Genomic DNA, 23,766 nt, shown 5'->3' on the forward strand with positions numbered 1-23,766 from the left:
CAGACCGTCACTGACCTTCCCAGACCGCCTTCGCGCCGGAGTCGCCGGTGCGGATCACGTAGTACACGGCGATGCCGGCGGCGATCACCGACAGCACCTGCAACGCGATGGTCAGCGGTCGAGAGGGCCGTCCGTCGGCGCTCGCCTCGGCGGCTCTCGGCGCGACGAACCGGACCAGTGCCAGCGCCACGATGCCCAACAGGATCGCGGCCCAGAGCGTGATGTCGCCGAACTCCTGGTGCGTCTCCAGCGTCGGCAGGAACTCCGGGGTCACCCGATTGGCGGCACGCATGCGTTCGAAGAAGGCGTCGCCGCTGAGCTTCGCCAGCAGGGCCGCGATCGGCGCACCCACAGCGAGCAGCGCCAGCACCCACCGGGTGTGCGGCCGGATCAGCGGGACGAGCGCGTAGCCGATCGTCAGGAGCGCCAGCAGCGGCACGAACACGACAGCGGCGTGCAGCACCAGCGGGTGGGCGGGGATGCCCATGAACTCCTCGAACATCGGCGTCTCCTCCGGTCACATCGGCCTGGACGGTGATCGTCCACACCGGGACGCTAGCGGTACCAAGCGGGCGTGTCATCCCCGCCGATCGATCACCTGTCGCGACGTGACTCAGGTCGTCGCCGCGCGGACGCCGAGGCCGACCAGGATCACGCCGGTCAGCCGATCGAGCCTTCGTCGCACCGATGCGGTGCGGAGCAACCGGGCGGCGGCACCGGAGACGACGGTCCAGCCAGCGAGCCAACAGGTGTGCAGCGCGGCGTGCGCCGTGGCGAGCAGCACCATCGGCAGCAGCACCGGCCGGCCCGGTTCGAGGAACTGCGGCGCCAAGGTGAGGTAGATGGCGGCGGCCTTGGGGTTCAGCACGTTGCCGAGCAACCCTTGCAGGTACGGGTGGTCCACCCGCCAGGGCAACCTCCGGGCGGAACCCGTCGGTCGCCGTCCCGCCTCCGTGCGACGCCGCGACGCGGACCAGAGCATCCAGAGCCCGAGCCCGACCAGATAACCGGCCCCGACCAGCTTGACCACCCAGAACGCCTGCGACGAGCGGAGCACCAGCGCGGCCAGGCCGACAGCGGCCAGCGTGGCGTGCACGTAGAGCCCGGTCACCGTACCCAGGATGACCCACCAGCCCTGCCGCCGCCCGCCGGTGGCGACCCGCGAGACGACCAGGGTCAGGCTCGCGCCCGGCGTGGCGGTGATCGGCGCGACGGCGACCAGGAAGCCGAGCACCGCGACCCCGTGCATCCTCAGACCACCACCCGGTAGTGGGTCGTGAGCAGGCCGGCGTCGTCGTAGACGTGGAACGCGACGCCGGGCGGCTGGGTCTGGGTGGTCAACGGGCCGTCGCCCTCCCAGGGCATCCGCAGCGTGGAGACCACGCCCGGGGCGATCAGCAGTGGACGGCCCGCGAAGGTGCTCGCGGCGGCGGTGTGGAAATGCCCGGTCAGCACGGCGACGACCTGCGGGTGGGCGGCGACGAGTGCGGCCAGGGGGTCGGCCGGCAGCAGCCGCATCGGGTCGATGACCGGGTGGTGCAGCACCACCGGCGGGTGATGCAGGGCGATGAACGTGGGTGTCCCGGCCGGCACCGAACCCAACTCGTCGGCGAGCCAGGCCATCGTCTCCTCGTCCAGGTGACCGTCGTCGGCACCGGGCACGGAGGAGTCGGCCAGGAGGAAGACCGCCCCGGCCACGTCGTGGCGGGCGTTGATCGGGCCGGTGCCGCCGTCGTCGTCACCGAGCAGACCCTTGCGGTACGCGTCGCGTACATCGTGGTTGCCGGGGCAGACCATGACCGGCAGCGGGGATTCGAAGAGCTTCGCGGCGGTCTCGTACTCGGCCACCTCGCCGTGGTCGGCGATGTCCCCGGTGATCAGGATCGCGTCGACCTGTCGTGGCAGGCCGTGCAGGTAGTCCATGACCCGGGCGGTCCGTTCGGCCGACCGGGGATGGCTGTCGAGGTGGGTGTCACTGAGGTGCGCGATGACCAGCACGAGGCTCTCCTAACGGCTACCAACGTCAAAGCCGTCAGGGACGCTACTCCGGGCCAGGTCGACCGGCGCAGCGCGATGACCGCCGCGGTCAGCTCCGCGAGCGCGGCAGGCAGTCCTTCTTGTACTTCAGGCCCGACCCGCACCAACAGGCGTCGTTGCGCTCCGGCGGCCAGGCGATCCGCGCGCTGGGCCGCGCCGACACCTCGGCCGCGTACCCCGCGCGGACGCCCGCGTCGGCCGGGTCGCCGTCACGTCGACCGGCGAACGCGGTCAACCCGGCCACCGTCGCGCCGAACACGCCCAGCCCGGCCTGACCGGCACCCCGCAGCCGAACCAGCTCCGTCTCCAGCCGGCCCCGGTGCGCGTCCCAGTCCGGCCCGTACACCTCGCTGAGGGCGGGATGCTCGGCGAGCAGGCGATCGAACTCGGCTTGCGGCCAGAAGAGCAGATCCGACTCGGCGTCCCTGCGCTCCCCGGCCCGCCGGACGAGCTGGGTCTCCAGCCGGTCCGCCAGGTCGTCCTGCCGGTCGTGCGGCAGGTTGAGGTTCCGGCGTACCCGATGCCGTTGTTGCAGCAGGAAGAAGGTCACACCGGGCGCGTCCGGCGGACCGAGGTCGATCACCGGGTCGGTGGCGGTGATCGCCGACGCGCCGGCGCTCGCACGCTCGCCCAGCACGGAGTCGACTGCCTCGCTCAGCCACGTCTCGGCGATCGCCGACCGACCACCAGCGTCCAGCGCCGCGCTGACGTAGGCGGCGGCGTCGGGCCGCGTGAGCAGCAACGGGCGCAACACGGTCAATTCCGCTATCGCCTCGTCGTCGTGACCGCCGGCCCGGAACAGCGTGCGGGCCCGCAGCGCCCGGGCGAACCCGGCACGAGGATCATCGCCGGACGGGTACGCCGCCAGGGCCTGCTCCGCGTACCGCAGCGCGGCCTCGGGCCTGGCCCGGATCTCCGCGATCTCGGCGGCCAGCGTCAGCGCGTCCCCGGCGTCGTCAGGGTCCTCCAACCGGCCCTGCTCGACGGCCTCCGCGAGGTCGGCCGCGACACCGAGCGGATTCGCCGTCCCGAGCGCCGAGCGGCGAAGTTCGGCGAGGTCAGCCTTGGTGAGTGTTTCTCTCGTCGGCACGATCTCACGGTACGTCGGGGTGCTCGTGGTACGCGGGCAGATCACCTGTTACCCCGCTCTCATGCCGCCCGCCGGGCGGACTACGACCACGCGCCAGCCGCAGCGGCCCGCGTGGCGTAGGTGTCGAAGTCGAGCGGGTCCCGTCCGAGAACCCGACGTACCCCGTCGGTCGGCTCGGCGAGGTGGCCCGCCCGCATCCCGGCGAACAGGGCGTTCAGCGCCGTGGCCGCCTCCGCCGGATAACCCTCGGCGAGCAGTTCGGCGTGGTACTGATCCGGGGTGAGCTCCACGTAGCGGATCGAGCGGCCGGTCACCCGCGCGATCGTCGCCACCGCCGTAGCGAAGGTGAGCGCACGGGGGCCGGACAGGTCGTACACCTGTTCGTGGTGACCGGGCGAGGTCAACAGCGTCGCCGCCACGTCGGCGACGTCCTGGGCGTCGACGAACGGCTCGGGCGTAGCGCCCATCGGCAGGGCCAGCCGACCGTCGAGCAGCGGTTGGCGAAACAGGTCCTCGCTGAAGTTCTGACTGAAGTTGTTGGGCCGGATGATCGTCCACTCGATGCCGGACTTCCGCACCGCCTCTTCCGCGGCGAGCATGCCGGGGGAGAAGTCATCAACCCGGTCGATCCCGCGCCCGGAGAGCGCCACGATCCGGCCGACACCGGAGTCGACTGCCTGCGTCACGAAGTCGGTGGCCAGCGCCGGGTCCTCCGGAGCGAGCAGATAGACAGCAGAGACGCCTGCCAGAGCCGGCCGCCAGGTGTCCCGCCGCGACCAGTCGAAGCGCACCTCACCGGAGCGAGAGGCGGCTCGGACGTGGTGACCCGCCGCCCGCAACGTCTGAACCAAGCGGCGGCCGGTCTTGCCGGTGCCGGCCATCACGAGTGTCGAAGGTACGTCCGTCGTCATGACCACGAGTCAACGCGCCCGGTCGTCGGCGGGACATGTCCTGTCGTACGCCGGGCATGTCCGATCGTCCGCGGTCCATCCTCCGCGATCTATCGTCGGTGGCATGGACCCGTTCGACAATCTGCTGCGCGGTCTGCACGCCGACGGCGCGGCCTTCGGCCGGTCGGTGCTGACGCCGCCGTGGGCGCTGCGGTTCACCGACGGCGCCCCGCTGACGCTCTGTGTTCCGATGCGGGGCGAGGGCTGGATCTCGCATCCGGACAACGACAAGCCCCGCCCGGTCCGGGTCGGCGAGGCGGCCATCGTGCGCGGGCCGGCGCCGTTCGTCTTCTCCGCCGAGCCCCGGTCGAGCTTCGAGCCCGGGGAGCTGCGCGACGTCCGGCGCGGCCAGACCGGGGTCCTCGACCCGGTGGGCACGGATCACACCGACCGTCTCGTGCTGCTGGTCGGGGTGTACCAGGTCCGGGGTCGGGTGCCACAGCGGTTGCTGGGCGCGCTGCCGCCGGTGCTCGTCGTGCCGGAGGACCAGGACTGCGCAGCGCTGCGCGACTACCTGGACGCCCAGCTCGACGCGGGTCGGCCCGGACGGCAGGTGGTGCTGGACCGCCTGTTGGACTGGTTGTTGGTGTGCACGGTGCGGGACTGGTTCGACCAGCCGGAGGCCGAGACGCCCGGCTGGTACCGCGCGCTCAGCGACGACACTGTCGGCCCGGTGCTGCGCGCCATGCACGACGCGCCGGGCCGACCGTGGACGCTGGCCAGCCTGGCCGCCCAGGCCGGGGTCTCCCGGTCCACACTGGCGAAACGGTTCACCGCGTTGGTGGGCGAACCGCCGCTCACCTACCTGACCGACTGGCGCATGGCGGTGGCCGCGGACCTGCTGTCCGAATCGACGGCGACGGTCGCCGCCGTGGCGCGTCGCCTCGGGTACGCGGACGCGTTCGGCTTCAGCGCGGCCTTCAAACGCGTGCACGGGCTGAGCCCGAGCGGGCATCGACGACTCACCCGGGTCGACGCCACGGCGGCGTGAGCGGCACCCGTCAAGGACCCGGAGCCGGTCGACGAGTGGACGCAAAACCATCGAACTACGGTCATCTGCCGTCAACCCGTCGTCGGTAGCGTCCGGTCGCCAGTTTCCCGACCAGATCGCACAAAGGCGGAGTTATGGGCACAGTGGATCGCCGTACGCGTACCGCTGCGCGGGTCATGTCGAGAACGGTAAGGAGAGCATCAGCGACCCGGCTCTCGGCGGGCTCGTCTGGGCGACACCGCGTCACCCGGGCCGCCGCCGGCCCGGGTGACGCGGCTCGGCACCGCGGTCGGCGGCGGATTTGCGGATGAGCGTGATGACTCACAGGCATATTGATGCCGCACAGTCATCACGCTCGTCACGGCGCTCGCATGTCGGCTCGGTCAGAACTCCTCGTACACCGCCGGGTCCTGGTCCGAGAGCCGCCCGTCCGGGCGGCCCAGCGCGGTGATGGCCTCGACCTGCGCGTCGGTGAGCGTGATACCGAAGACGTCCAGGTTCTCGGCCTGCCGCTGCGGGGAGGCGGCCTTGGGCAGCGGAATCACCCGACGGGCCACGTGCCAGGCGAGGATCGTCTGCGCCGGGCTGACGCCGTGCGCGGTCGCGATCTCCACGACGACGGGGTGCTGCTGGAGGTCGTTGCCGTGGCCGAGCGGGCTCCACCCCTGCACCAGGATGCCGTGCTCCCGGTGGTAGTCGAGCGCCTCCTGCTGCGGGAAGTACGGGTGCACCTCGATCTGGTTGACCACCGGGGCGACCCCGGTCTCGGCCACCAACCGCTCGATGTGCTCGGGCAGGAAGTTGGAGAGCCCGATGTGCCGCACCAGGCCACGCTCACGCGCCTCGATCAGCGCCCGCCACGCCTGCACGTACCGGTCTTCCTTGGGGTTCGGCCAGTGGATCAGGTACAGGTCGACGTGGTCGAGGCCGGTGCGGAACACACTCTCCTCGATGGTGGTCAGCGCCTCGTCGTAGCGGTGGTGCCGACCCGGCAGCTTCGAGGTGACGACCAGTTCGTCCCGCAGGTCACCGGCCGACCGGGCGGCCCGGCCGACAGCGCCCTCGTTCTCGTAGTTCACCGCCGAGTCGATCAACCGGTAGCCCGTCCGGATCGCCTGACCGATCGCGTCGACGCCCGCCGAGCCGTTCAGCTTGTAGGTGCCGAGCCCGATCGCCGGCAGGGTCGTGCCGTCAGCAGCCGTCAGGTGCGGAATTGTCATGATCGGAACCCTACCCGCGTGGGGCGTCCCGGATGGCGAGCGCGGCCTGGATCAACGCGGCGTGGGTCAGCGTCTGAGGGTAGTTCCCGAGATGGGCGCCCGTCGCCGGGTCCACCTCTTCCGGGTAGAGGCCGAGCGGGCTGGCATGGTCGACCATGGCCTCGAACAGCTCGACGGCCTCACGGCGACGCCCGGTGCGGGCGAGGGCCTGAACGAGCCAGAACGAGCAGGGCAGGAACGCGCCCTCGGTGCCGGGCAGGCCGTCACGTCCGGGTGGGTAGCGGTAGAGCAGTGGCCCGCCGGCGGAGAGCCTGCTCCGGATGGCGTCGATGGTGCCGCGTACCCGGGGTGAATCGGTCCGGTCCATGTCGAGCAGCGGCAGGACGAGCAGGGCCGCGTCAAGATCCCGGGAGTCGTACCTGCGGACGTAGCTGCCCGCCGTCGGGTCGAAGCCGCGCGTGCGGACGTCGGCGGCGATGGCGTCCCGGGCGTCCTGCCAGCGTCGACGTTGCCGCTGCGGCAGGGGGTGCGTGCCGGCGATGGCCAGGGCGCGGTCCAGGGCGAGCCAACCCATGAGCTTGGAATGGACGTGCTGGGCCGGTGCCCGTACCTCCCAGATACCCGCATCGGGCTCCCGCCATTGACCGGCGACCACGTCAGCGAAACCGCGAACCGTCCGCCAGGTCTCGGCGGGGAGGCGGTGCCCGGCCTGAGCGAACACCCAGGCGGCGTCGATCACCCACCCGTAGCCGTCGAGTTGGTGTTGGCCGGCGGCGCCGTTGCCCATCCGTACCGGAACGCTGTTGTGATAGCCGGGCCAACCGGCCAGTTCACGTTCCGCGGGAACGCGCCGGCCGTGCAGGGTGAGCAGCGCCGGCAGGCGTGGCCGCTGCAACCGGGTGGCGTGCAACAGCCAGGCGAGGAAACCGCGCGCCTCGTCGGTTTTGCCGACGCTGAGGAAGGCGCTGACCCCGATGCTCGCGTCACGCGGCCAGACATAGCGGTAGTCCCAGTTCCGTACACCGCCGGGATCCTCGGGCAGTGACGTGGTCGGTGCGGCCACCGGCGCTCCCGAGGGTGAGTAGGTCAGCAGGCGCAAGGTGAGCAGACTGCGTACGACGTGGTCCCGGAACGGCAACCGCTCGTCGATCTCCGCGGTCCAGGCTCGCCAACGGGCCTCGTCCTCGACGAGTAGTTCCCAGGCGGCTGTCGGGTCGACGTGGATCACCGGTTCACGGTGGGCCACGGCCAGCACGAGGGTGACCGGGGTTCCCGGCCTGACCGTCATCGAGGTGGGCCGACCCGGTTCGATTCTGAACATGGGCGTGCTGTTCAGCGCGACCGCCAACGCCCCCCACTCGCAGACGAGCCCCTGGCGCCGGTGCTGTGCCCGGGGCCGGTGGTGCCGCGCGCCAAGGCGGGGATCGAACTCCACCACCGCCTCGACCGCTGCCTGCTCGGCCGACAGCCGTCGCACGATCAGTGTCGTGGGCAGCAGGCGACGGCTGACCTCGGCCACCATCGCCTCCGTGAGGCGGAGCCGCCCACCGTCTGCCGCCCAGGTGGTCTCCAGGGTGGCGGTGTGCTGCCGGTACCGGCGTTCAACGACGGTGGCCGGCCCGGCCGGTCCCACCCGGTACGTTCCGGCGTCCGGCCCCCCGACCAGTCGGCCGAACAGGGGATCGCCGTCGAAGCGTGGAACGCAGAACCAGTCCATCGCGCCGTCACTCGCGACCAGGGCAGCGGCGCGCGTGTCGCCCAGCAGACCGTAGTCGCTGATCGGTGGCACACCGGTCATGAAGATCGCTCCTCGACGCGCCACGCCGGTAAGCAGCCCGTGTCGGGCCGGGACGCGCCGGTCACCTGGGTTGCAGGAGCAGCCCGAGACAAACCCCGTAGACGACGTGGACGACAGCCGTGACCAGCGGGGTCTGGATGCCGTAGTTGAGTGCGAACAGCCCGGGCGGCTCCAACACCGCCGTGCTGGCCGGTCCCGCCCGTTGCGAGGCCATGCGCGGATGGACACCAGGAAGCAGCGGCAAGATCACCGTCAGCGCGATCCCGACGTGCACAATCCCGAGCAGCGCCCCGATCCACCAGTCCGCCCGGTGCAACAGCGCGAACGTGGCCGCGTAACCCAGGGCGAAACCCTGACCGGTGCAGAGGTGGAGGAAGAACCCGACGACCCGGGCCCGATCGGGGTCCTCGGTGACGAAGGCCCCGAGCACCAGGGGAATATCGAGCCGGGTGAGACCGGCCAGTTGAGCGGTGATCATCGCAGCGGTGAGCGCCGCGGTGGCGACCAACCCGAACAACGCCCATCCGGCCCAGTCCATCTCAGCAGTCGTTGACGTCGCGGGCGTTCGCGGTCATCGGTCACCCCTCCGGCTGAACAGCGTGAATCCCACGGCCCGGACCGGACACCCGGTGGCGGGTGTCCGGTTTATTACCATAAGCCACGGGAGCTGTCGCGCCGACGTGCTCGCCCATACGCCCCTTGCCGAGTTGGCAGCAGGTCGGCCGCCGCCAGGCAGCGCTGCGGTGTCGGTGCGTCGTCAGTGGTGGCCAGTCGTTCGAAGATCATCTCGATCAGCGGGGCGGTGGTCTGTGCGGGCTGGGTCATGGTCGTCTCCAGGCGTGTGTCCGCGGACCGACGGCTCGTCGATCCGCCCGGGCTGAGCGGTGGCAGTGGGGAGGCCACTGCCGGCCCGGCTGGGGCGAGCGGCAGAGTCGGGAGTCGGGAGTCGGTGATGGTGGTTGGACGCTGTAGAGCTGATGTCGCAGACGAATCAGAGGCTCAGCACCGGACGCTCGGGGCACCACGGGGAGAGCTCAGAGCGTGGTGTTCGCGTTTCAGTCGCGCAGGAACGCGTCGACCGGGGCGTGCGCCCGAGGACGCAGGTCGAAGGACTCCTCCCGCCGACGGCGAGCCACGTGCGACAGGCCGTCGGCCGCCTCGTTGAGGCGTGGCCGCTGTGCCCCTTTGACGTGGGCGAACGTCAGGCGGGGCGGTGGACAGCCTTCGTGCCGGCGGCCAGAGCGGCGCATTGAGCCGCAGCAAAACCCCTCGACGTCTCAGCGGCGCCGGTCCGTGACGCGGATGGTCAGGACCGTGCCGTCCCGGCCGAACGACACCACGCCGTTGCGCGGCCGGGACCGCGACCATCGGCGGCGGATAAGCGGTGCCGCCCGGAGGTACGCGGCGACCTGGCCGTCCGCAAGGTAGCGATAGAGGTTGCTCTCTACGCCGCGGGCGTGTCCAGTCTGTTCGGAGGAGGGCTTCTTGCGAGGCGGCTCATCGTGGCGAGACCCGTTGAGCAGGTGTCGCAAAGCCGACAGGACGTTCTTGGGGAATCCCTTCGACTTCCGCCTATCGTGGGCTGCTCCGCCCACAGTGGATTGCTTTAGCTGAGTGGTCGGAATCCGTGCGCCCACTCCGTTTCTGCCTTCATGACCGCCGCCTGCTGACGTGGAGCACGGAGTTTGCATCGATCGTCGGGCGGACAACCTCCGGCCGGACCACTGGAGCTTGACATGACGGCCGACAAGCCTGTTCCTGCCCTCCCGGATCGCCTCCGGGATCTGTTCGCGAGTTGGAACGCCGCTGGACGTCCAGCGCAGCGTGCCATGAAGTGGAACCGATCCACGTGGCAAGCGACGTTGCCGGACCATTACGACCTTCTTGCCGAGCTTCCGGACAGGATTGACCGTGACGTTGTGGCGCAGCGAGGGTGCCATGCCGGTGACGGCGAGGCCGAGGCGGTCCAAGCCTTCGTCAGCGCCATGGTGTGGGGTTATGGGTCGATCGGATACGGTGCGTTTCGGACGGCGCGCGTACTGCGGGTCAATCCGAATGCGCCAACCCTGCTCCGGGAGGCGGCAATACGAGTCCGCCGCGACGGCGGGGCTGAAGCCTTTGCCTGGTTAACGGATAACCGCCTGCGCTACCTCGGCGTCGCCTTCGCGACCAAGTACCTCTTCTTCTGCGGCGGGGCCCAGGCACCCGCGTTGGTGCTCGACAGTCTGGTGCAGCGCTGGCTGTGGCGGAATGCGGCCTTCTCGGTGAGTTTGAACTGGCAGGTAGCGCACTACCGCCGGTACCTGGCGTTGCTGAGCGGATGGGCCGACGAGTTGCGAATCACGCCGGAACAGGTCGAGCAGTTGGTCTTCACGGACTCCGCCTCGCAGCAGCCGGGTACTCCGTGGGGGTCTCCATTGCTGAGCGCAGCCGATAGCGCCGACGCTGCCTGTGCTGAGAGCGCCGTCCTGGATGCGCTCGATGAAGCCCTGGCTGCCTATGCCGAACTGGGCGACCGTGTCGGGCCAGGCGACATCGAGGATTTCGAACTCGGCGTACGCCAGTTGCGCCGCATCGTGCTGGCCCGCAGCGTCACACACCGCAGTTCGTCGACCTGACCAAGCCGGGAGTAGATGAAGCACCTCTGGCAGTCGACGACCCGGCGACTGCGGGAGTGTCGAACCAACGAGGAAAGGGCAACGGGTGCAGCGGGAGCGAATGTGGTTGGCGTTGTGGCAGCTATTGGTGGAGCGGCCTGGCCAGCACAAGCGGCAACTGCTGACAGGGCTGCAGCGCGTGGGCCTTGTCGACCTCACCACGACAGACGTCAACCGAATGCTGTACGCCAGCCCAGACACCTTTGCGCATGATGGTGGTGCGCCTCGGATCTGGCGCCTCACCGATCAAGCGCAACTCGTCCACCTGAACGGTCCGCTCACGCCGGCGGCACTATTGCCGCGCTGCTACATCGGCAAGGCCCCTCGTGCATGGCAGGCCGAGGCGTTCGCCCAGTGGCAAACCGGGGGCCGATGTGGAGTTGTGGAGGCCGTCACCGGGACAGGCAAGACGACGGTGGGGGTTCTCGCAGCGGCAGCGGCGGTGCAGGCCGGCGAGAAGGTGTTGGTGCTCGTGCCCGGCAGGGAACTGCTCGATCAATGGCATGAGGTGTTGAGCCGTGATCTTCGGATTACTCGCGTCGGACGACTCGGGGACGGCCACGGGGACTCATTCGACGACCACCAGGTTTTGGTGGCCACCGTCCACTCGGCAGCCAGGTACCAGATGCTGCGCCCGGGATCGGCTGGACTGCTCATCGCCGACGAGGTGCACCGGTACGGGGCGAAGACGTTCGCCTGGGCACTGGAGCCCGAGTTCGGTGCCCGGTTGGGGCTGACGGCGACGTACGCGCGCGAGGACGATGGTCTGGAGGAACACCTTGAGCCCTACTTCGGCGGCGTGGTGATGGGCTGCAGCTATCAGCGTGGCCTGGCCGACGGGATCCTTGCGCCCTTTCGCGTGGGCTTTCTCGGCACCGATTTTACTGCGGATGAGCGTGAGCAGTACGACCTCTACGACGAGCGTGCCAGGACTCTCCGTGGTCGGCTGATCCTCGATCATGGCTGTCCGGACGAACCGTTCGGTGAGTTCATGGCCCACGTCAATGAGCTGAGCCAAGGGGGCAACGGGAACCGCAATGCTACGGCGGACGCGCGCCGATACCTGCATGCTTTCAGCAAGCGGCGTCAGCTGCTCGCGGACTGCCACCACAAGCAGGAGACTCTCGCGTCCCTGGCACCGGTTCTGGCGGTGGCTGACCAAGGGCTGGTGTTCGGCGAGACCAGGGCCAGCGCCGAAAAGGCGGCGGCAGTGCTCCGCCACAACGGTGTCGCTGCCCTGGATTTCACGAGCGCCCTGCATCAGACGGAACGCAAGCGGCGGCTCGCGGCATTCAAGCACGGGCAGGTGAAGGTCCTGACCGCGCCGTGGGTCCTGGACGAGGGGATCGATGTCCCGCAGGCAGAGGTTGGCGTGATCATGGCCGGCAGTCGAAGTAGACGCCAGATGATCCAGCGCATGGGCCGGGTGATCCGACCCAAGGCCGACCGCCGTCCGGCAACCTTCTTCGTCCTCTACGCCAGGGGTACCTCGGAGGATCCGAGGATGGGCGCACACGAGGACTTTCGCGAGCAGCTCACCGTTGTTGCCCAGGACTTGAAGGACTTCCCGGCCCGCACGACGCTCGCGGACCTCTTGCGGTGGTACGGCGAGGGCAGGTTGATGAACTGATGCTTCCGTGGCGGAGGTCAAGCCCACGGCATGTGGCCTTCCTGATCCGTGACGGGGTAGCAGAGAAGGGCCAGCGGGTCGACTTTCCTCGTGAAGTAATCGCCACCGGACTGGATGGATTGGCTCGGCACGGGTGTTCAGTACGCACCCGCCGTTTGGTCCCGCACATCGGACTGCACGGGCCGTCCCCACCTCCGTGCGGCGGCGACGGTTCCGGCATGGTCGACGGGGCGCCCGCAGCGCTATCACGGTGCTGCTGGCCAGCCGAACTCAGCGATTCCGGACCGTGTCGGTCGACGACCTCGCGGATGCCCTGGTCGAGTTGATCGACGACTCGCGCTCATACGGGCGGCCCTACGACGTCGGCTCCGACGACGTGCTGACCATCGACCAGATGATGGAAATCGCAGCGGCGCACCTCGGTCGGCGACGCCCGATCAAGGTCCACCTGCCCCGGCGGGCCATTGCCGCCGCGGCTCTGCTGATCGAACGACTCGCCGGGATGCCCCGCGGTGCTGTCGGCGGCTTCGTCTGGCCGGGCGCGGACGCCGACATGATCGGCGACGCCACCTATCAAAGGTGGCCATCGCGCCGCGACACCTGGTCGGCCCGGAGCGTGACCATGGCGACGGTGCGGCCATCGGTGTCGGTGAACTCGACTTCGTACACCGGCGGGGGGCCGTCGAAGACATCGACGATAGCTCCTACTGCCCCGGCGGGCAGGTCTTCTCCGGGTATGGCCTCTCGGAGCTCAACCACGTCGTACAGCTCTAGCATGTCATCCTCCCTTTGGGGGGAACGAGATGGTCACCATCCGAGGTGCAGATGCCTCATTCTTCAATATCCAGGCTGTACGCACGATGATCGTGCCATCCGGTCCGGTGAGAGGTAGGTCCACGTTCCACCGCTGACCGAATTCGTCGGCCTTGCCGAGCAGAGGCTTGCCGGCGAGTACGCCTTCGCGGATCTGTTGCAAGACCGCGTCGACGTCATCCGTGCCGAGCCCGGTAGCCGAGTTGATGACGCGATACTTGTGCCCTCCGACAGGGTGGTCCGGGCTCAAGACGTAGCTGGCGATCTTCCGCGAGTCGATCTCGGCCGTGGTGAAGTCCGGTCCGGTGAGATCACCCGGAATTTTCGTCGGCTCTGGACCGTCGGGTCTGTGCGGATCGGGTGACTGCCTCCTGAGTCGCCCCAGTGCCTGCTTGAGTTTCTCGATGAGGTCGCCGAGCCGACGCATCTCCGGAATCAACCGCCGCAGGCTGGCCAGCAACCCGCGCAACAACCGCGCGATCCGCGCACCCCACGACGCCACCAAGGTCGTGACCTGCTCCACGACCAGCGGCGCGGCCAGTCCGCCGGTGATGAGGAGTTCGCCCGCGTACACGATGATGCGGGACACGCAGGCGGCGATGGCGTCGCGGACCAGGAGTCGGACGGCGGCCACCAGGCCGGCGGCCCCTTCGGTGATTGCGGCCATGGTGTCGGCGCCCTGGGCGAGGCCGGTGATGGCCTGTTGCTGTTCGGCGGTCCAGGTCCGGTAGGCGGGGCCGGCGCTGCCGCCCCAACCGGCGACGTCGGTGCGCACGGCGCGTGCCAGTTCGGCGGCGTCGTCGCGGAGTGACCCGGCGACGTTGCGCCAGGTCTGCGCGTGTGCGGTGATCTGCGCCGGGTCGCCGGCGAGCCAGTCCAGCGCCTCGCTGAGTGGCTTGACGTGTTCGATGAGCCAGGCGATGCCGTACTGGAGCAGGGCGCCGACCGGGTCGGAGACGAGGGCGAGGGCGTCCAGGCCGGCGCTCACGACGCCGAGGCTGCCGTCGACCCAACTGCCGGTGCGGACGCCCTGGGCGATGAGTTCGATGTCCTCACAGATCCACACGCCCGCCCAGGCGCTGGGTGGGGTGTCCGCAGCGGCGGCGACGAGCGGGTTCGACGTCACCTGTGTCGCCGCACCCCGTCGAGTAGCTGCTTGGCGCGGGCGTCGGAGTGTCGGTAGCGGTCGGCTCCGACGCGCAGCTTGCCGGCGGTGTCCCGTACCGATGCGGCGGCGACACCGATGCTGTCGACCAGGGTGCGCTGGAGGCCGTCGAGCAGTACCGGCATCATCGCGCAGAGCTGCCCGTACGCGTCGGTGCCCAATCGGACGTGCTGGCCTGCCTGCTGGGCGGTGTCGAGGCTGCTGGCGCAGCGGTCGAGGCGGGCCGCGTGGGCGGTCAGGTCGTCCGGGTCGACCTGGATGCCGTCAGCTGCGGACATCGTTCGATCCCTGGTCGGGGGAGAGTCTGCTGCGGTACGAGTCGATGATGGCCTGGGCGCTCGCGTCGTCGCCAAATGACTCCCTGGCTGCGGTGCTGACCTGTCGAAGCAGGTCGGCGCGCGCGGCAGCGGTGGTCTCCAGGATCTGCCGAGCGGTGTGCGCGGCGGGTTGTTGCCGGACGCGTTCGTCGAGCCGTAGGTCGAGCAGCAGGCCGGTTGAGTCGACTGTGACGTCGACAGTCCGGTCGGTGTTGTGGGCGGTGCCGGTCAGGCCCTGCACCGTCGCCGACATCGTCTTGGCCCGTGCCGCCCGTTCGGCGAGCGACGTCTCCCACTCGTCGAGCCGGCGCTCCGCCGCGTCGAGCGCAGCGTCGTCCGCCCACACGTCGACCCTCCCCAGGGGACCACCGCCGGCAACCACCGGCGACATCACCGGCACGCTACCAACCAGTGGCGCAGCGTGCATGCCCCCAGATTGAACGCCAAAAACGCAGCGCCAAGCGAAGCCCGCGCTCCGTGAACCCCCGCCCGCCCCGTCGATCATGGACTTGTGGTGGGCAACAAAGCGCCCGTAAAGGCGCTAAATCAGGCACCACAAGTCCATGATCGACGCAGTCAGGCCGCGATCTTGCAGTTTCTGTTGCGACAAATGACGCAGAGACCCGCATCTCGACGACCGAAACTGCAAGATCGACGGGGTGAGGGGCGGGGTGAGGGGCGGGGTGAGGGGCGGAGTGGGGCGGGGGCGGGGCTGGGGGTCCGTATCCTTTTGGGATGGTGGGGTTTTCTCGGCGGGCGGTGTTGCTGGCCGGGGGAGGGCTGCTCGTCGGATGTTCGGGGCGGCCTGAGGCGGGCGAGGTCCAGCTGCGCCTGGCCACCGGGCCGGCGGGGGCGGTCTACCGGCGGATCGGTGGGGCGCTGGCCGAGCACATCTCCGAGCAGGTGCCGGGCGCGACGGTGACCACGGTGCCGAGCGGGGCGTCCACCGACAACATCCGGATGTTGCGGGCCGGTGAGGTGCAACTGGGGTTGACCAGTCTGGACGCCCTGATCACCAGCGACGGCAGCGCGCCCGGTGGGCTGTCGGCGATCTGCCGGCTCTACGACAGTCACCTGCATCTCGTGGTCATGGCCGGCTCGGCGATCGACGAGTTTCCGGACCTTGCCGGCAAACGCGTGTCCCTCGGTGCCCACGACTCCGGTACGGAGTTCACGTCGCGGCGGGTCCTGCAGCTCGGCCCGCTCAGCGCCGACGACCGCAACCTCAGCCAGGCCGAGTCGGCGGCGGCACTTCGCGACGGCACGATCGACGCGATGTTCTCGCTCACCGGTGTCCCCACACCGGCCATCACCGAGTTGGCGCAGCGGCACCCGATCCGGTTGATTCCGTTGGACGCGCAGGCGGACGGGCTCTTCACGGCGTACCCGGGTCCGTATGCCCCGGCCATGATCCACGCGGCTGCCTACGCCGGCGTCCCGGCGACCCGCACGGTCGCCGTACCGAATGTGCTGCTGGCGCGCGACGACCTGCCTCACGAGCTGGTCTACGCCATCACCGACACGATCTTCACGCATACCGGGGCGATCACCTCCGGCGACCGCGACGATGCCGAGGCCCTTCCGGAGGCGTGGCAGATCAACGTGCGTACCGGGATCTCCACCGCGTCGGTCCCGCTCCATCCGGGCGCGGCCGCCTGGTTCCGCGACCGCAAGCGCTGAGGCCTGACCGTCAGACCGGCGTCGGAGCGTCGGACAACGACGCCACCCGGGGCGCGACCGGCAACACCACCACCGCGGCGAGCCCGTACCCGGAGCCGTCCGGACGGGGTAGGCCCTCTTCCAGCCGCAGCTCACCGCCGGCCGCCCCGATCAGGTCGGCGCAGATCGCCAGGCCCAGCCCGGTCCCGGGCACGTTCTGGTGCCGAGGTGAGCGCCAGAACCGTTGCGACGCCTGGGCCCGCTCGGACGCATCCATGCCCTGGCCGTCGTCGCGGACGGCGACGGTGACCGCGCCAGCGGGACCGACCTGCCCGGTCACCTCCACGGACTGCGCGTCGGACAGCCGCAACGCGTTGCTGATCAGCTCGTCCAGGATGCTGCCCAGGCCGCCCGGCGGTTCCATCAACCGCAACCCCGGGGGTACGACGACAGTCAGGGTCTGCCCGGCCGTGGCCGTCAGGGCCCGCCACCGGTCCACCCGGGTCGCCAGCACCTCGTCGAGGTCCACGGGTGACGCCGTCCGCAGGCTCTCCATCCGAGCGCTGGCCTGCAGCGAGTTCAGCATCCGCTGCATCGCCTTCAGCTCGTCGACGGCGACGTCGTACACCTGCTGCCCGTCGCCCTCGGGCCGCAGGTGTGGTGCGAGGCTCTCCACCGCGAGCCGGAGACTCGTCAACGGGTTACGTAACTGGTGCGACGCGTCGGAGACGAAGGCGCGCTGCCGCTGGGCGGCGTTCTCGACGGCGTCCATCATGGTGTTGAACGACCGCGCCAGCCGCCGCAGCTCGATCGGGCCGGCCTCGGCGTCGGCGCGGATGGTCAGGTCTCCCTCGGAGATCCGTGCGGTCGCCGCGTCGAGTTTGCGCACCGGTCGCAGCACCCACGCCGACACCGGCCAGGCGACGGCCGTCAGCGCGAGCAACGGCAGCAGCCCGAGCCCGGCCAGCCGGGCCCAGCGTACGAGGATGAGCTCGCGCGTCCGAGCCAGGTCGGAGATCGTCACGACGGCGCCGACGACCTCACTGTCCCGGCCGACCGGTTCCGCCACCACGAGTGCGGAATCGTCCCAGGGCGCCCACTCCCAGGACGGGTCGGAGCGGGCACCGGCGAGCGCGGCGGTCACGATCCGGGGCAACGCCGCCTCGGCCTGCGCCGCCTTCTGGTACGCGTCGGCCGGTCCGAGCAGCACCGCGCCCGACGTGTCGATCAGCGCGACGGGGATGCCGTAGAGATCGTGGTACCGCGTCAGCTCCTGCTGCAACGCCTCGGTGCGGCCGGTCGACAGCGCGGTCTCGGCCAGCGAGGCGAACCGGCCGACGTCACCCAGACGGTTGACGTACGTCTCCTGCATCTCACGTTCGGCGACGGTGATGCTGAGCGGCACCCCGAGCGCCGCGACGAGGAGCACGGCGAGGGGCACCAGGACGACGAGCAGTCGACGGTGCACGAGATCAGCCGATCAGCTCCGGCTGGTCGGCCAGCAGCCGATAGCCGACGCCGTGGACGGTGCGGATGACCACGTCCGGCCTCAGCTTGTGCCGCAGCGCCGCGATGTGGGTGTCCAGGGTGCGGCTCGACGACTCCCAGGTCGCGCCCCAGATCTGGTCGAGGATGACGTCGCGGCTGACCACGTTGGGCGCCCGCCGGGCCAGGAGCAGGAGCAGCTCGAACTCCTTGCGGGTCAGCGGCACGAGGTCGCCGTCGACGGTGACCTCCCGGGTGCCGACGCCGATGCGCATCGGGCCGAGGACGAGCGGCTCGTCGGTCTGGCCGAGGGCACGAGCGGCCCTTGTGCGCCGCAGGACGGCGTCGATCCGGGCGAGCAACTCGGGGATGCCGAACGGTTTGACGATGTAGTCGTCGGCGCCGGCGCGCAGGCCACGGACCCGTTCGTGCTCCTCGGATCGGGCTGTCACCGCGATGACGGCGGTCTGCGGGTGGTCCCGCAGCTTGCGGATCACGTCGAGCCCGTCGCCGTCGGGGAGACCCAGGTCGACGAGGACCACGTCGGACGGCGCGGCGCGCTCGGCTTCCGTGGCGGTGGCGACGCGGTGAACCTCGAAGCCCGCCTGGGTCAGGACGGTCACCAGACCCCGCGCCACGCGGTCGTCATCCTCGATGACGGTTATCCGCATACCGCCGAATTGTACGGCCCGGAGTGGGGCTCGCGCCGGCCCGGTTCTTGGGATTTTTCTGACACCATCCGGGCCCCGACCAGCAGAGACTAGGAGCCAACGAGGTGCCGAGAGATGTCCATGCGTTGATGGGGAGGTCGCCATATGCGAACGACCAGCAGGTACCGGACCGCCGCGCGGATGATCGCCGCGATCGGTGTCGTCTCGCTAACCGCCGCCTGTTCCGGCAACGGAGGGGCCACCGGCGGCGGGGACGCCGCGAACTACCCGGACGAGAACATCACGATCGTCGTGCCGTTCAGCGCGGGCGGCCCGACGGACACTGTCACCCGGATGATCGCCGGGCCGATGGCCGCGAAGCTCGGCGGCAAGATCGTCGTCCAGAACGTCGAGGGTGCCGGCGGCACTGTCGGCGCCGGCGATGTCGCGCGGGCCAAGCCGGACGGCTACACGGTGCTCATGCACCACATCGGCATGTCGACGGCGCCGGCCCTCTACAAGAGCCTCGGCTACCAGCCCCTGGAGGACTTCGAGACGGTCGGGCTCGTCACCGAGGTGCCCATGACGATCGTCGCCCGCAAGGACTTCGCGCCCGCGACCCTCCCGGACCTGGTGACCCACGTGAAGGCGAACGCCAACAAGGTCACGCTGGCCAACGCCGGCATCGGCGCCGCGTCGCACCTGTGCGGTCTGCTGTTCCAGAGCACCACCGGGGTGAAGCTCCAGGAGGTTCCGTACCAGGGCACCGGTCCCGCGCTGACCGACCTCGTCGGCGGCCAGGTCGACTTCATGTGCGACCAGACGACGAACACCAGCGGCCAGATCGCCGCGGGAAAGGTGAAGGCGTACGCGGTCACCACACCCGAACGGGTGAAGAGCCTTCCCGACCTGCCCACCACCACCGAGGCCGGGCTGCCGCAGCTGAAGGTCAGCGTGTGGCACGGCCTCTACGTTCCGGCCGACACGCCGCCGGAGATCGTTCAGAAGCTGTCCGAGGCGTTGAAGGTGGCGCTGGCCGACCAGGGGGTCATCGACCAGATGGCCAAACTCGGGACCGCGCCGGTCCCGGCCCAGGACGCGACCCCGGACGCCCACCGGGCGAAGCTCGACGAACAGCTCGGCACCTGGGCGAAGATCATTGCCGACTCCGGGGTCAAGGTCTCCTGAGGTGGAGCGCCGTCGGTCGTTCCCAGACGTCCTCGCCGGGGGGATCTTCGTCCTGATCGGTGGCGCATTCGTGGTGGGGGCGCTCGGCTACGAGCTGGGCACCCCGACCCGGATGGGCCCCGGCGCCTTCCCGCTGCTGGTCGGCGCAGCCGTGGTCGCCCTGGGCCTGGCGATCGCCCTCAAGGGTCTCGTCGCCGGTGAGGTGATCTCCTTCGGGCCGGTCCCGTGGCGGGCAGTCGCCGTCATCATGCTCGCGGTCCTGTTCTTCGGGTTCACCATCCGGCGGCTCGGGTTCGTCCCGACGACGGCGGTGACCGCACTGCTCACCACCCTCGCCAGCTCACGCGTACGGCTGCTCACGGCGGTGGCCGTGGCCGCCGGGCTGACCGTGGCCAGCACGCTCATCTTCGTCGTCGGACTTCAGCTGCGGATCCCGCTGTGGGGCCCCTGGCTGGGCCTCTGACGCGGCATCCGGATTGAGGCATGGAACTCCTCGACAACCTCGCGTTGGGCTTCTCGACGGCCCTGCTGATCCAGAACGTCCTCTACTGCTTCGTGGGAGTGCTGCTCGGGACCGCCGTCGGCGTGCTGCCCGGCATCGGGCCCACGGCCACGGTGGCGATGCTGCTGCCGATCACGTTCAGCTTCGAACCGGTCACCGCGCTGATCATGCTGGCTGGCATCTACTACGGGGCGCAGTACGGCGGCTCGACGACCGCCATCCTGATCAACCTGCCTGGTGAGTCGTCAGCGGCGGTCACCGCGCTGGACGGGCACGAGATGGCCCGCCAGGGTCGGGCCGGCCCCGCCCTGGCAGCCGCGGCGATCGGGTCCTTCGTCGCCGGCACCGTCGCAACAGTGGCGCTGGCCGCCGCGGCCCCGCCCCTGGCCAGCGTCGCGTTGAAGTTCGGCCCGGCAGACTACTTCTCCCTCGTGCTGTTCGGCCTGATCGTGTCGATCGCGCTGGCGCGCGGCACCGCGCTCAAGGCACTGGCGATGATCGCGCTCGGCGTGCTGCTCGGCACTGTCGGCCAGGACATCTACACCGGAACTCCGCGCTTCGTGTTCGAGCAGCGCGAACTGTACGGCGGCATCGACTTCGTGTCGGTCGCCGTGGGCCTGTTCGGGGTGGCCGAGATCCTGCGCAACCTGGAGAACGAGCAGACCCGTACGGCGATCGTCAGCAGGGTGACCAACCTCTGGCCGACCCGCGAGGACCGGCGTCGGATAGTCGCCCCGATCCTGCGGGGCACCGGTCTCGGCGCCGCGCTCGGTGTCCTGCCCGGCGGCGGCCACGTGCTGGCCTCGTTCACCTCGTACGCGGTCGAGAAGCGCGTCTCGAAGCGGCCACAGGAGTTCGGGCGGGGCGCGATCGAGGGCGTCGCCGGCCCCGAGTCGGCGAACAACGCCGCCGCGCAGACCTCGTTCATCCCGCTGCTCACCCTGGGCCTGCCCGCCCACCCGGTGATGGCACTGATGATCGGCGCGTTCATCGTCCACGGCATCACCCCGGGCCCGAACGTCATCAACGACGAGCCGGCGCTGTTCTGGGGCCTGATCGCCTCGATGTGGATCGGCAACGTGCTCCTGCTGTTGTTGAACCTGCCGCTGATCGGTCTCTGGGTGCGCATGCTGCGCATCCCGTACCAGGTGCTCTTCCCGATGATCATCCTGTTCGCGGCGATCGGCACCTACTCCCTGAACTCCAACGCGTACGACGTCTACGCGATAGCGTTCTTCGGGATCCTGGGCTACGTCCTGATCAAGTGCGGGTGCGAGCCGGCGCCCCTGCTGCTCGGCTTCGTCCTCGGCCCGCTGCTCGAGGAGAACCTGCGCCGCGCGCTCATCATCTCCCGTGGCGACCCGTCGGTCTTCGTGACCCGGCCGATCTCCGCCGCGCTGCTGGTGCTGGCCGTCGTCGCGCTCGTCGTCGCCGTCCTGCCGACGATCCGCCAGCGACGCGCTGTCGTCTTCGCCGAGGAGGACTAGCAATCCGGACCACGTGACGGTCAGGGCGACGAAGATTGTTTCCGTGACGAGCGACAACACGCAGCGAGGGTGGTCCGCCCGAACCATCTGGGACCGGCGGTTCGACGCCCCGCTGCGCTCGTTCCTGCGTACCGAGACCGGCGGCGCGCGGGTGGTGCTGATCGCCGCGGTGGCGGCTCTCGTCTGGGCGAACCTCAGCGCATCGTCGTACGAGTCGGTCTGGAACACGCCGTTCTCGGTCCGGCTCGGCGACTGGCAGGTGGCGCATGACGTGCGCACCTGGATCAACAGCGGCCTGATGACGTTCTTCTTCCTGGTCGCGGGGCTGGAGTTGCGCCGCGAGTTCGACATCGGTGAGCTGCGGGACCGGCGTCGCCTGGCGTTGCCGATGCTGGCCGGGGTCGGCGGCATGCTCGTGCCGATCGCCATCTACCTCGCCATCAACGCCGGGCACACCACCGCTGCGGGCTGGGGTGCGGTGATGGCCACCGACACGGCGCTCGCGCTCGGCGCCCTGGCCGTCTTCGGGCCACGCTTCTCGGAACGGCTGCGGGGTTTCCTGCTGACCGTCGCCGTCGTCGACGACGTGGTGGCGATCGCGGTGCTGGCCATCGCGTACCCGCATCATCCCTCGCTGACGGCGCTGGTCGTCGCGGCGGCGATCTTCGGCGTGGTGCTGCTCGTCCGGGGCTGCGGGGTGCGGTTCGGGCCGGTCTACGCGCTGCTCGGGGTGGCGGCCTGGCTCGCCGTCTCGATGTCCGGTGTCGACCCGGTCGCGGTGGGCCTGGTGATGGGGCTGCTGACCTACGCCTACGATCCCGGCCGCGGCGACCTGCAGCGGGCCAGCGACCAGTTCCGCCTCTTCCGGGAGCAGCCCACCCCGCAACTGGCCCGGATGGCCCGCGCCGGGCTCATCTCGGCGCTGTCGCCCAACGAGCGGTTGCAGACCCTCTACCACCCGTTGGCGAGCTACCTGGTGGTGCCACTGTTCGCGCTGGCCAACGTCGGCATCGTGATCGACGGCGACCTGCTGGCCAGGGCGGTGACCTCCCCGGTCACGCTGGGGGTCGTGGTCGCGTACGTCGTCGGCAAACCGGCCGGGATCGTCATCACCGCGTGGTTGGTGACCCGGCTCAGCGGCAACCGGTTCCGGCCACCCGTCGGTTGGGTCGCGGTCGCGGGCGTCGGCACGATCTCCGGCATCGGGTTCACCGTCGCCCTCCTGATCGCCACCCATGCCCTGAGCGGCCCCGCGCTGGACGAGGCGAAGTTCGGCATCCTCGTGGCGACGCTCGGCGCGTCGGTCGTCACCTGGATGGTGTTCCGGTCCGTCGGACGACTCTCGCCGGCGCGGCGGACCCGCGCGCTGCTGGGCGTCACCGAGGGGATCATCGACCTGATGTTGCCGGTCGATGCGGACCGCGACCACATGCGGGGGGCGCTCGATGCGCCGGTGACGGTCGTGGAGTACGGCGACTTCGAGTGCCCCTACTGCGGGCAGGCGGAGCCGGTGGTCCGGGAGCTGTTGGCTGACTTCGCCAACGTCCGGTACGTCTGGCGGCACCTGCCGCTCACCGACGTCCACCCGCACGCCCAACTCGCCGCCGAGGCCGCCGAGGCGGCGGGGGAGCAGGGCGCGTTCTGGGAGATGCACGACCTGCTGCTCGCCCACCAGGACGCTCTCAACCCCGCCGACGTGCTCGGCTACGCCGGACAGCTCGGCCTGGACCTGGACGGGTTCCGGGAGCACATGGTGAAACGCATGGGTGTGGACCGGATCGCCGAGGACGTCGACTCGGCCGACCTCAGCGGCGTCACCGGCACCCCGACCTTCTTCATCAACGGCCGCCGGCACCACGGCGCGTACGACATGGCCGCGCTCTCGGCGGCGGTGAAGGCGGCGTTCGCGAGCGCGAAGCTGCGCCCCGAGTACCACCCTCGGGACCCCGGTCGCCGGGAGACCGGACCGACGAGCTGACCTCGCGGGCGGCTGGACGTCTGCGCGCCGTACGGCCTGAGGGATCTGCTGGGGTGGAGAGGTGTTGGTCGGAGCCTTTGGAGCTGAATCGTTTGCGGCATCATGGTGACGACTCGGGGGTCTGGTCGTTTGCGGCGTCACCGTGGCCC

General features: G+C 70.0%; 23 protein-coding genes. 8 read left to right on the forward strand and 15 right to left on the reverse strand.

The features are described from left to right. Positions 1-7: 7 nt before the first annotated feature. The 5 genes from ACZ6NZ_RS08335 to ACZ6NZ_RS08355 all read right to left on the reverse strand — a co-directional run bounded on the left by ACZ6NZ_RS08335 (position 8) and on the right by ACZ6NZ_RS08355 (position 4,038). Complete coding sequence (locus ACZ6NZ_RS08335; RefSeq protein WP_465856998.1) at positions 8-502, reverse strand: DUF2231 domain-containing protein; 495 nt, start codon at positions 500-502, stop codon at positions 8-10. A 111-nt stretch (positions 503-613) separates the two neighbouring features. After that, positions 614-1,249, reverse strand: coding sequence for a LysE family translocator (locus ACZ6NZ_RS08340; protein ID WP_366606217.1), 636 nt, complete (start codon positions 1,247-1,249; stop codon positions 614-616). A gap of 2 nt (positions 1,250-1,251) precedes the next feature. Beyond that, on the reverse strand, positions 1,252-1,998 hold the full coding sequence (locus ACZ6NZ_RS08345) for a metallophosphoesterase (RefSeq protein ID WP_465857000.1): 747 nt from the start codon (positions 1,996-1,998) through the stop codon (positions 1,252-1,254). A gap of 88 nt (positions 1,999-2,086) precedes the next feature. Next, the gene (locus ACZ6NZ_RS08350) at positions 2,087-3,127 is read right to left on the reverse strand and encodes an SEC-C metal-binding domain-containing protein (protein WP_465857002.1); all 1,041 of its coding nucleotides are present in this window, start codon (positions 3,125-3,127) and stop codon (positions 2,087-2,089) included. A gap of 80 nt (positions 3,128-3,207) precedes the next feature. Next, on the reverse strand, positions 3,208-4,038 hold the full coding sequence (locus ACZ6NZ_RS08355; RefSeq protein WP_465857004.1) for an NAD(P)H-binding protein: 831 nt from the start codon (positions 4,036-4,038) through the stop codon (positions 3,208-3,210). A gap of 103 nt (positions 4,039-4,141) precedes the next feature. Between ACZ6NZ_RS08355 and ACZ6NZ_RS08360 the strand changes: the two genes are divergently transcribed. Beyond that, entirely contained in the window at positions 4,142-5,068 is a 927-nt protein-coding gene (locus ACZ6NZ_RS08360) for an AraC family transcriptional regulator (protein WP_465857006.1), read from the forward strand. 383 nt (positions 5,069-5,451) lie between these two features. Here ACZ6NZ_RS08360 and ACZ6NZ_RS08365 read toward each other — a convergent pair whose 3' ends face one another. From ACZ6NZ_RS08365 to ACZ6NZ_RS08380, 4 genes are all read right to left on the reverse strand, one after another. Next, positions 5,452-6,288, reverse strand: a complete 837-nt coding sequence (locus ACZ6NZ_RS08365) for an aldo/keto reductase (RefSeq protein WP_465857008.1) — start codon at positions 6,286-6,288, stop codon at positions 5,452-5,454. Positions 6,289-6,298: 10 nt separating this feature from the next. Further along, positions 6,299-8,110, reverse strand: coding sequence for a glycoside hydrolase family 15 protein (locus tag ACZ6NZ_RS08370; protein ID WP_465857010.1), 1,812 nt, complete (start codon positions 8,108-8,110; stop codon positions 6,299-6,301). A gap of 37 nt (positions 8,111-8,147) precedes the next feature. Then, positions 8,148-8,624 (reverse strand): hypothetical protein, encoded by a 477-nt coding sequence (locus ACZ6NZ_RS08375; RefSeq protein ID WP_465857012.1) that lies wholly within the window; start codon positions 8,622-8,624, stop codon positions 8,148-8,150. Between the two features lie 517 nt (positions 8,625-9,141). Beyond that, a complete protein-coding gene (locus tag ACZ6NZ_RS08380; RefSeq protein WP_465857014.1) occupies positions 9,142-9,336 on the reverse strand; it encodes a hypothetical protein in 195 nt (64 codons plus the stop codon). A 486-nt stretch (positions 9,337-9,822) separates the two neighbouring features. Between ACZ6NZ_RS08380 and ACZ6NZ_RS08385 the strand changes: the two genes are divergently transcribed. Both ACZ6NZ_RS08385 and ACZ6NZ_RS08390 read left to right on the forward strand, forming a co-directional pair. After that, positions 9,823-10,704 carry an 8-oxoguanine DNA glycosylase OGG fold protein gene (locus ACZ6NZ_RS08385; protein ID WP_465857016.1) on the forward strand — a complete coding sequence of 294 codons (882 nt, stop codon included), beginning with the start codon at positions 9,823-9,825 and terminating at the stop codon, positions 10,702-10,704. Between the two features lie 85 nt (positions 10,705-10,789). Further along, positions 10,790-12,373, forward strand: a complete 1,584-nt coding sequence (locus tag ACZ6NZ_RS08390) for a DEAD/DEAH box helicase (RefSeq protein ID WP_465857018.1) — start codon at positions 10,790-10,792, stop codon at positions 12,371-12,373. Positions 12,374-12,946: 573 nt separating this feature from the next. On the opposite strand, the gene ACZ6NZ_RS08395 is transcribed toward ACZ6NZ_RS08390, so the two are convergent. The 4 genes from ACZ6NZ_RS08395 to ACZ6NZ_RS08410 are packed head-to-tail and all read right to left on the reverse strand — an operon-like array spanning position 12,947 to position 15,059. Further along, positions 12,947-13,150, reverse strand: a complete 204-nt coding sequence (locus tag ACZ6NZ_RS08395) for a DUF4926 domain-containing protein (protein WP_465857020.1) — start codon at positions 13,148-13,150, stop codon at positions 12,947-12,949. Between the two features lies 1 nt (position 13,151). After that, complete coding sequence (locus tag ACZ6NZ_RS08400) at positions 13,152-14,312, reverse strand: WXG100 family type VII secretion target (RefSeq protein ID WP_465857022.1); 1,161 nt, start codon at positions 14,310-14,312, stop codon at positions 13,152-13,154. Continuing rightward, on the reverse strand, positions 14,309-14,629 hold the full coding sequence (locus ACZ6NZ_RS08405; RefSeq protein WP_465857024.1) for a type VII secretion target: 321 nt from the start codon (positions 14,627-14,629) through the stop codon (positions 14,309-14,311). The genes ACZ6NZ_RS08400 and ACZ6NZ_RS08405 overlap by 4 nt, the downstream gene beginning before the upstream one ends. After that, entirely contained in the window at positions 14,616-15,059 is a 444-nt protein-coding gene (locus ACZ6NZ_RS08410; RefSeq protein ID WP_465857026.1) for a YbaB/EbfC family DNA-binding protein, read from the reverse strand. Before ACZ6NZ_RS08410 ends, ACZ6NZ_RS08405 begins: the two co-directional genes overlap by 14 nt. Before the next feature lie 344 nt (positions 15,060-15,403). Between ACZ6NZ_RS08410 and ACZ6NZ_RS08415 the strand changes: the two genes are divergently transcribed. Then, positions 15,404-16,348, forward strand: coding sequence for a TAXI family TRAP transporter solute-binding subunit (locus ACZ6NZ_RS08415; protein WP_465857028.1), 945 nt, complete (start codon positions 15,404-15,406; stop codon positions 16,346-16,348). Positions 16,349-16,358: 10 nt separating this feature from the next. Here the strand turns inward: ACZ6NZ_RS08415 and ACZ6NZ_RS08420 are convergent, their stop codons facing one another. Continuing rightward, positions 16,359-17,795 carry a sensor histidine kinase gene (locus ACZ6NZ_RS08420; protein ID WP_465857030.1) on the reverse strand — a complete coding sequence of 479 codons (1,437 nt, stop codon included), beginning with the start codon at positions 17,793-17,795 and terminating at the stop codon, positions 16,359-16,361. A 4-nt stretch (positions 17,796-17,799) separates the two neighbouring features. Next, positions 17,800-18,483, reverse strand: coding sequence for a response regulator transcription factor (locus tag ACZ6NZ_RS08425; protein WP_465857032.1), 684 nt, complete (start codon positions 18,481-18,483; stop codon positions 17,800-17,802). A gap of 144 nt (positions 18,484-18,627) precedes the next feature. On the opposite strand from ACZ6NZ_RS08425, the gene ACZ6NZ_RS08430 reads away from it, so the two are divergent. Genes ACZ6NZ_RS08430 through ACZ6NZ_RS08445 form a run of 4 tightly spaced genes read left to right on the forward strand, consistent with a single transcriptional unit; the run spans position 18,628 to position 23,617 of the window. Beyond that, positions 18,628-19,650, forward strand: coding sequence for a tripartite tricarboxylate transporter substrate-binding protein (locus ACZ6NZ_RS08430; RefSeq protein ID WP_465857034.1), 1,023 nt, complete (start codon positions 18,628-18,630; stop codon positions 19,648-19,650). A gap of 1 nt (position 19,651) precedes the next feature. Next, a complete protein-coding gene (locus ACZ6NZ_RS08435) occupies positions 19,652-20,113 on the forward strand; it encodes a tripartite tricarboxylate transporter TctB family protein (RefSeq protein ID WP_366606257.1) in 462 nt (153 codons plus the stop codon). A 20-nt stretch (positions 20,114-20,133) separates the two neighbouring features. Beyond that, positions 20,134-21,639 carry a tripartite tricarboxylate transporter permease gene (locus ACZ6NZ_RS08440; protein WP_465857036.1) on the forward strand — a complete coding sequence of 502 codons (1,506 nt, stop codon included), beginning with the start codon at positions 20,134-20,136 and terminating at the stop codon, positions 21,637-21,639. A 43-nt stretch (positions 21,640-21,682) separates the two neighbouring features. Beyond that, on the forward strand, positions 21,683-23,617 hold the full coding sequence (locus tag ACZ6NZ_RS08445) for a Na+/H+ antiporter NhaA (RefSeq protein WP_465857038.1): 1,935 nt from the start codon (positions 21,683-21,685) through the stop codon (positions 23,615-23,617). Positions 23,618-23,766: the final 149 nt, after the last annotated feature.

Source organism: Micromonospora sp. NPDC047756, from assembly GCF_055587245.1.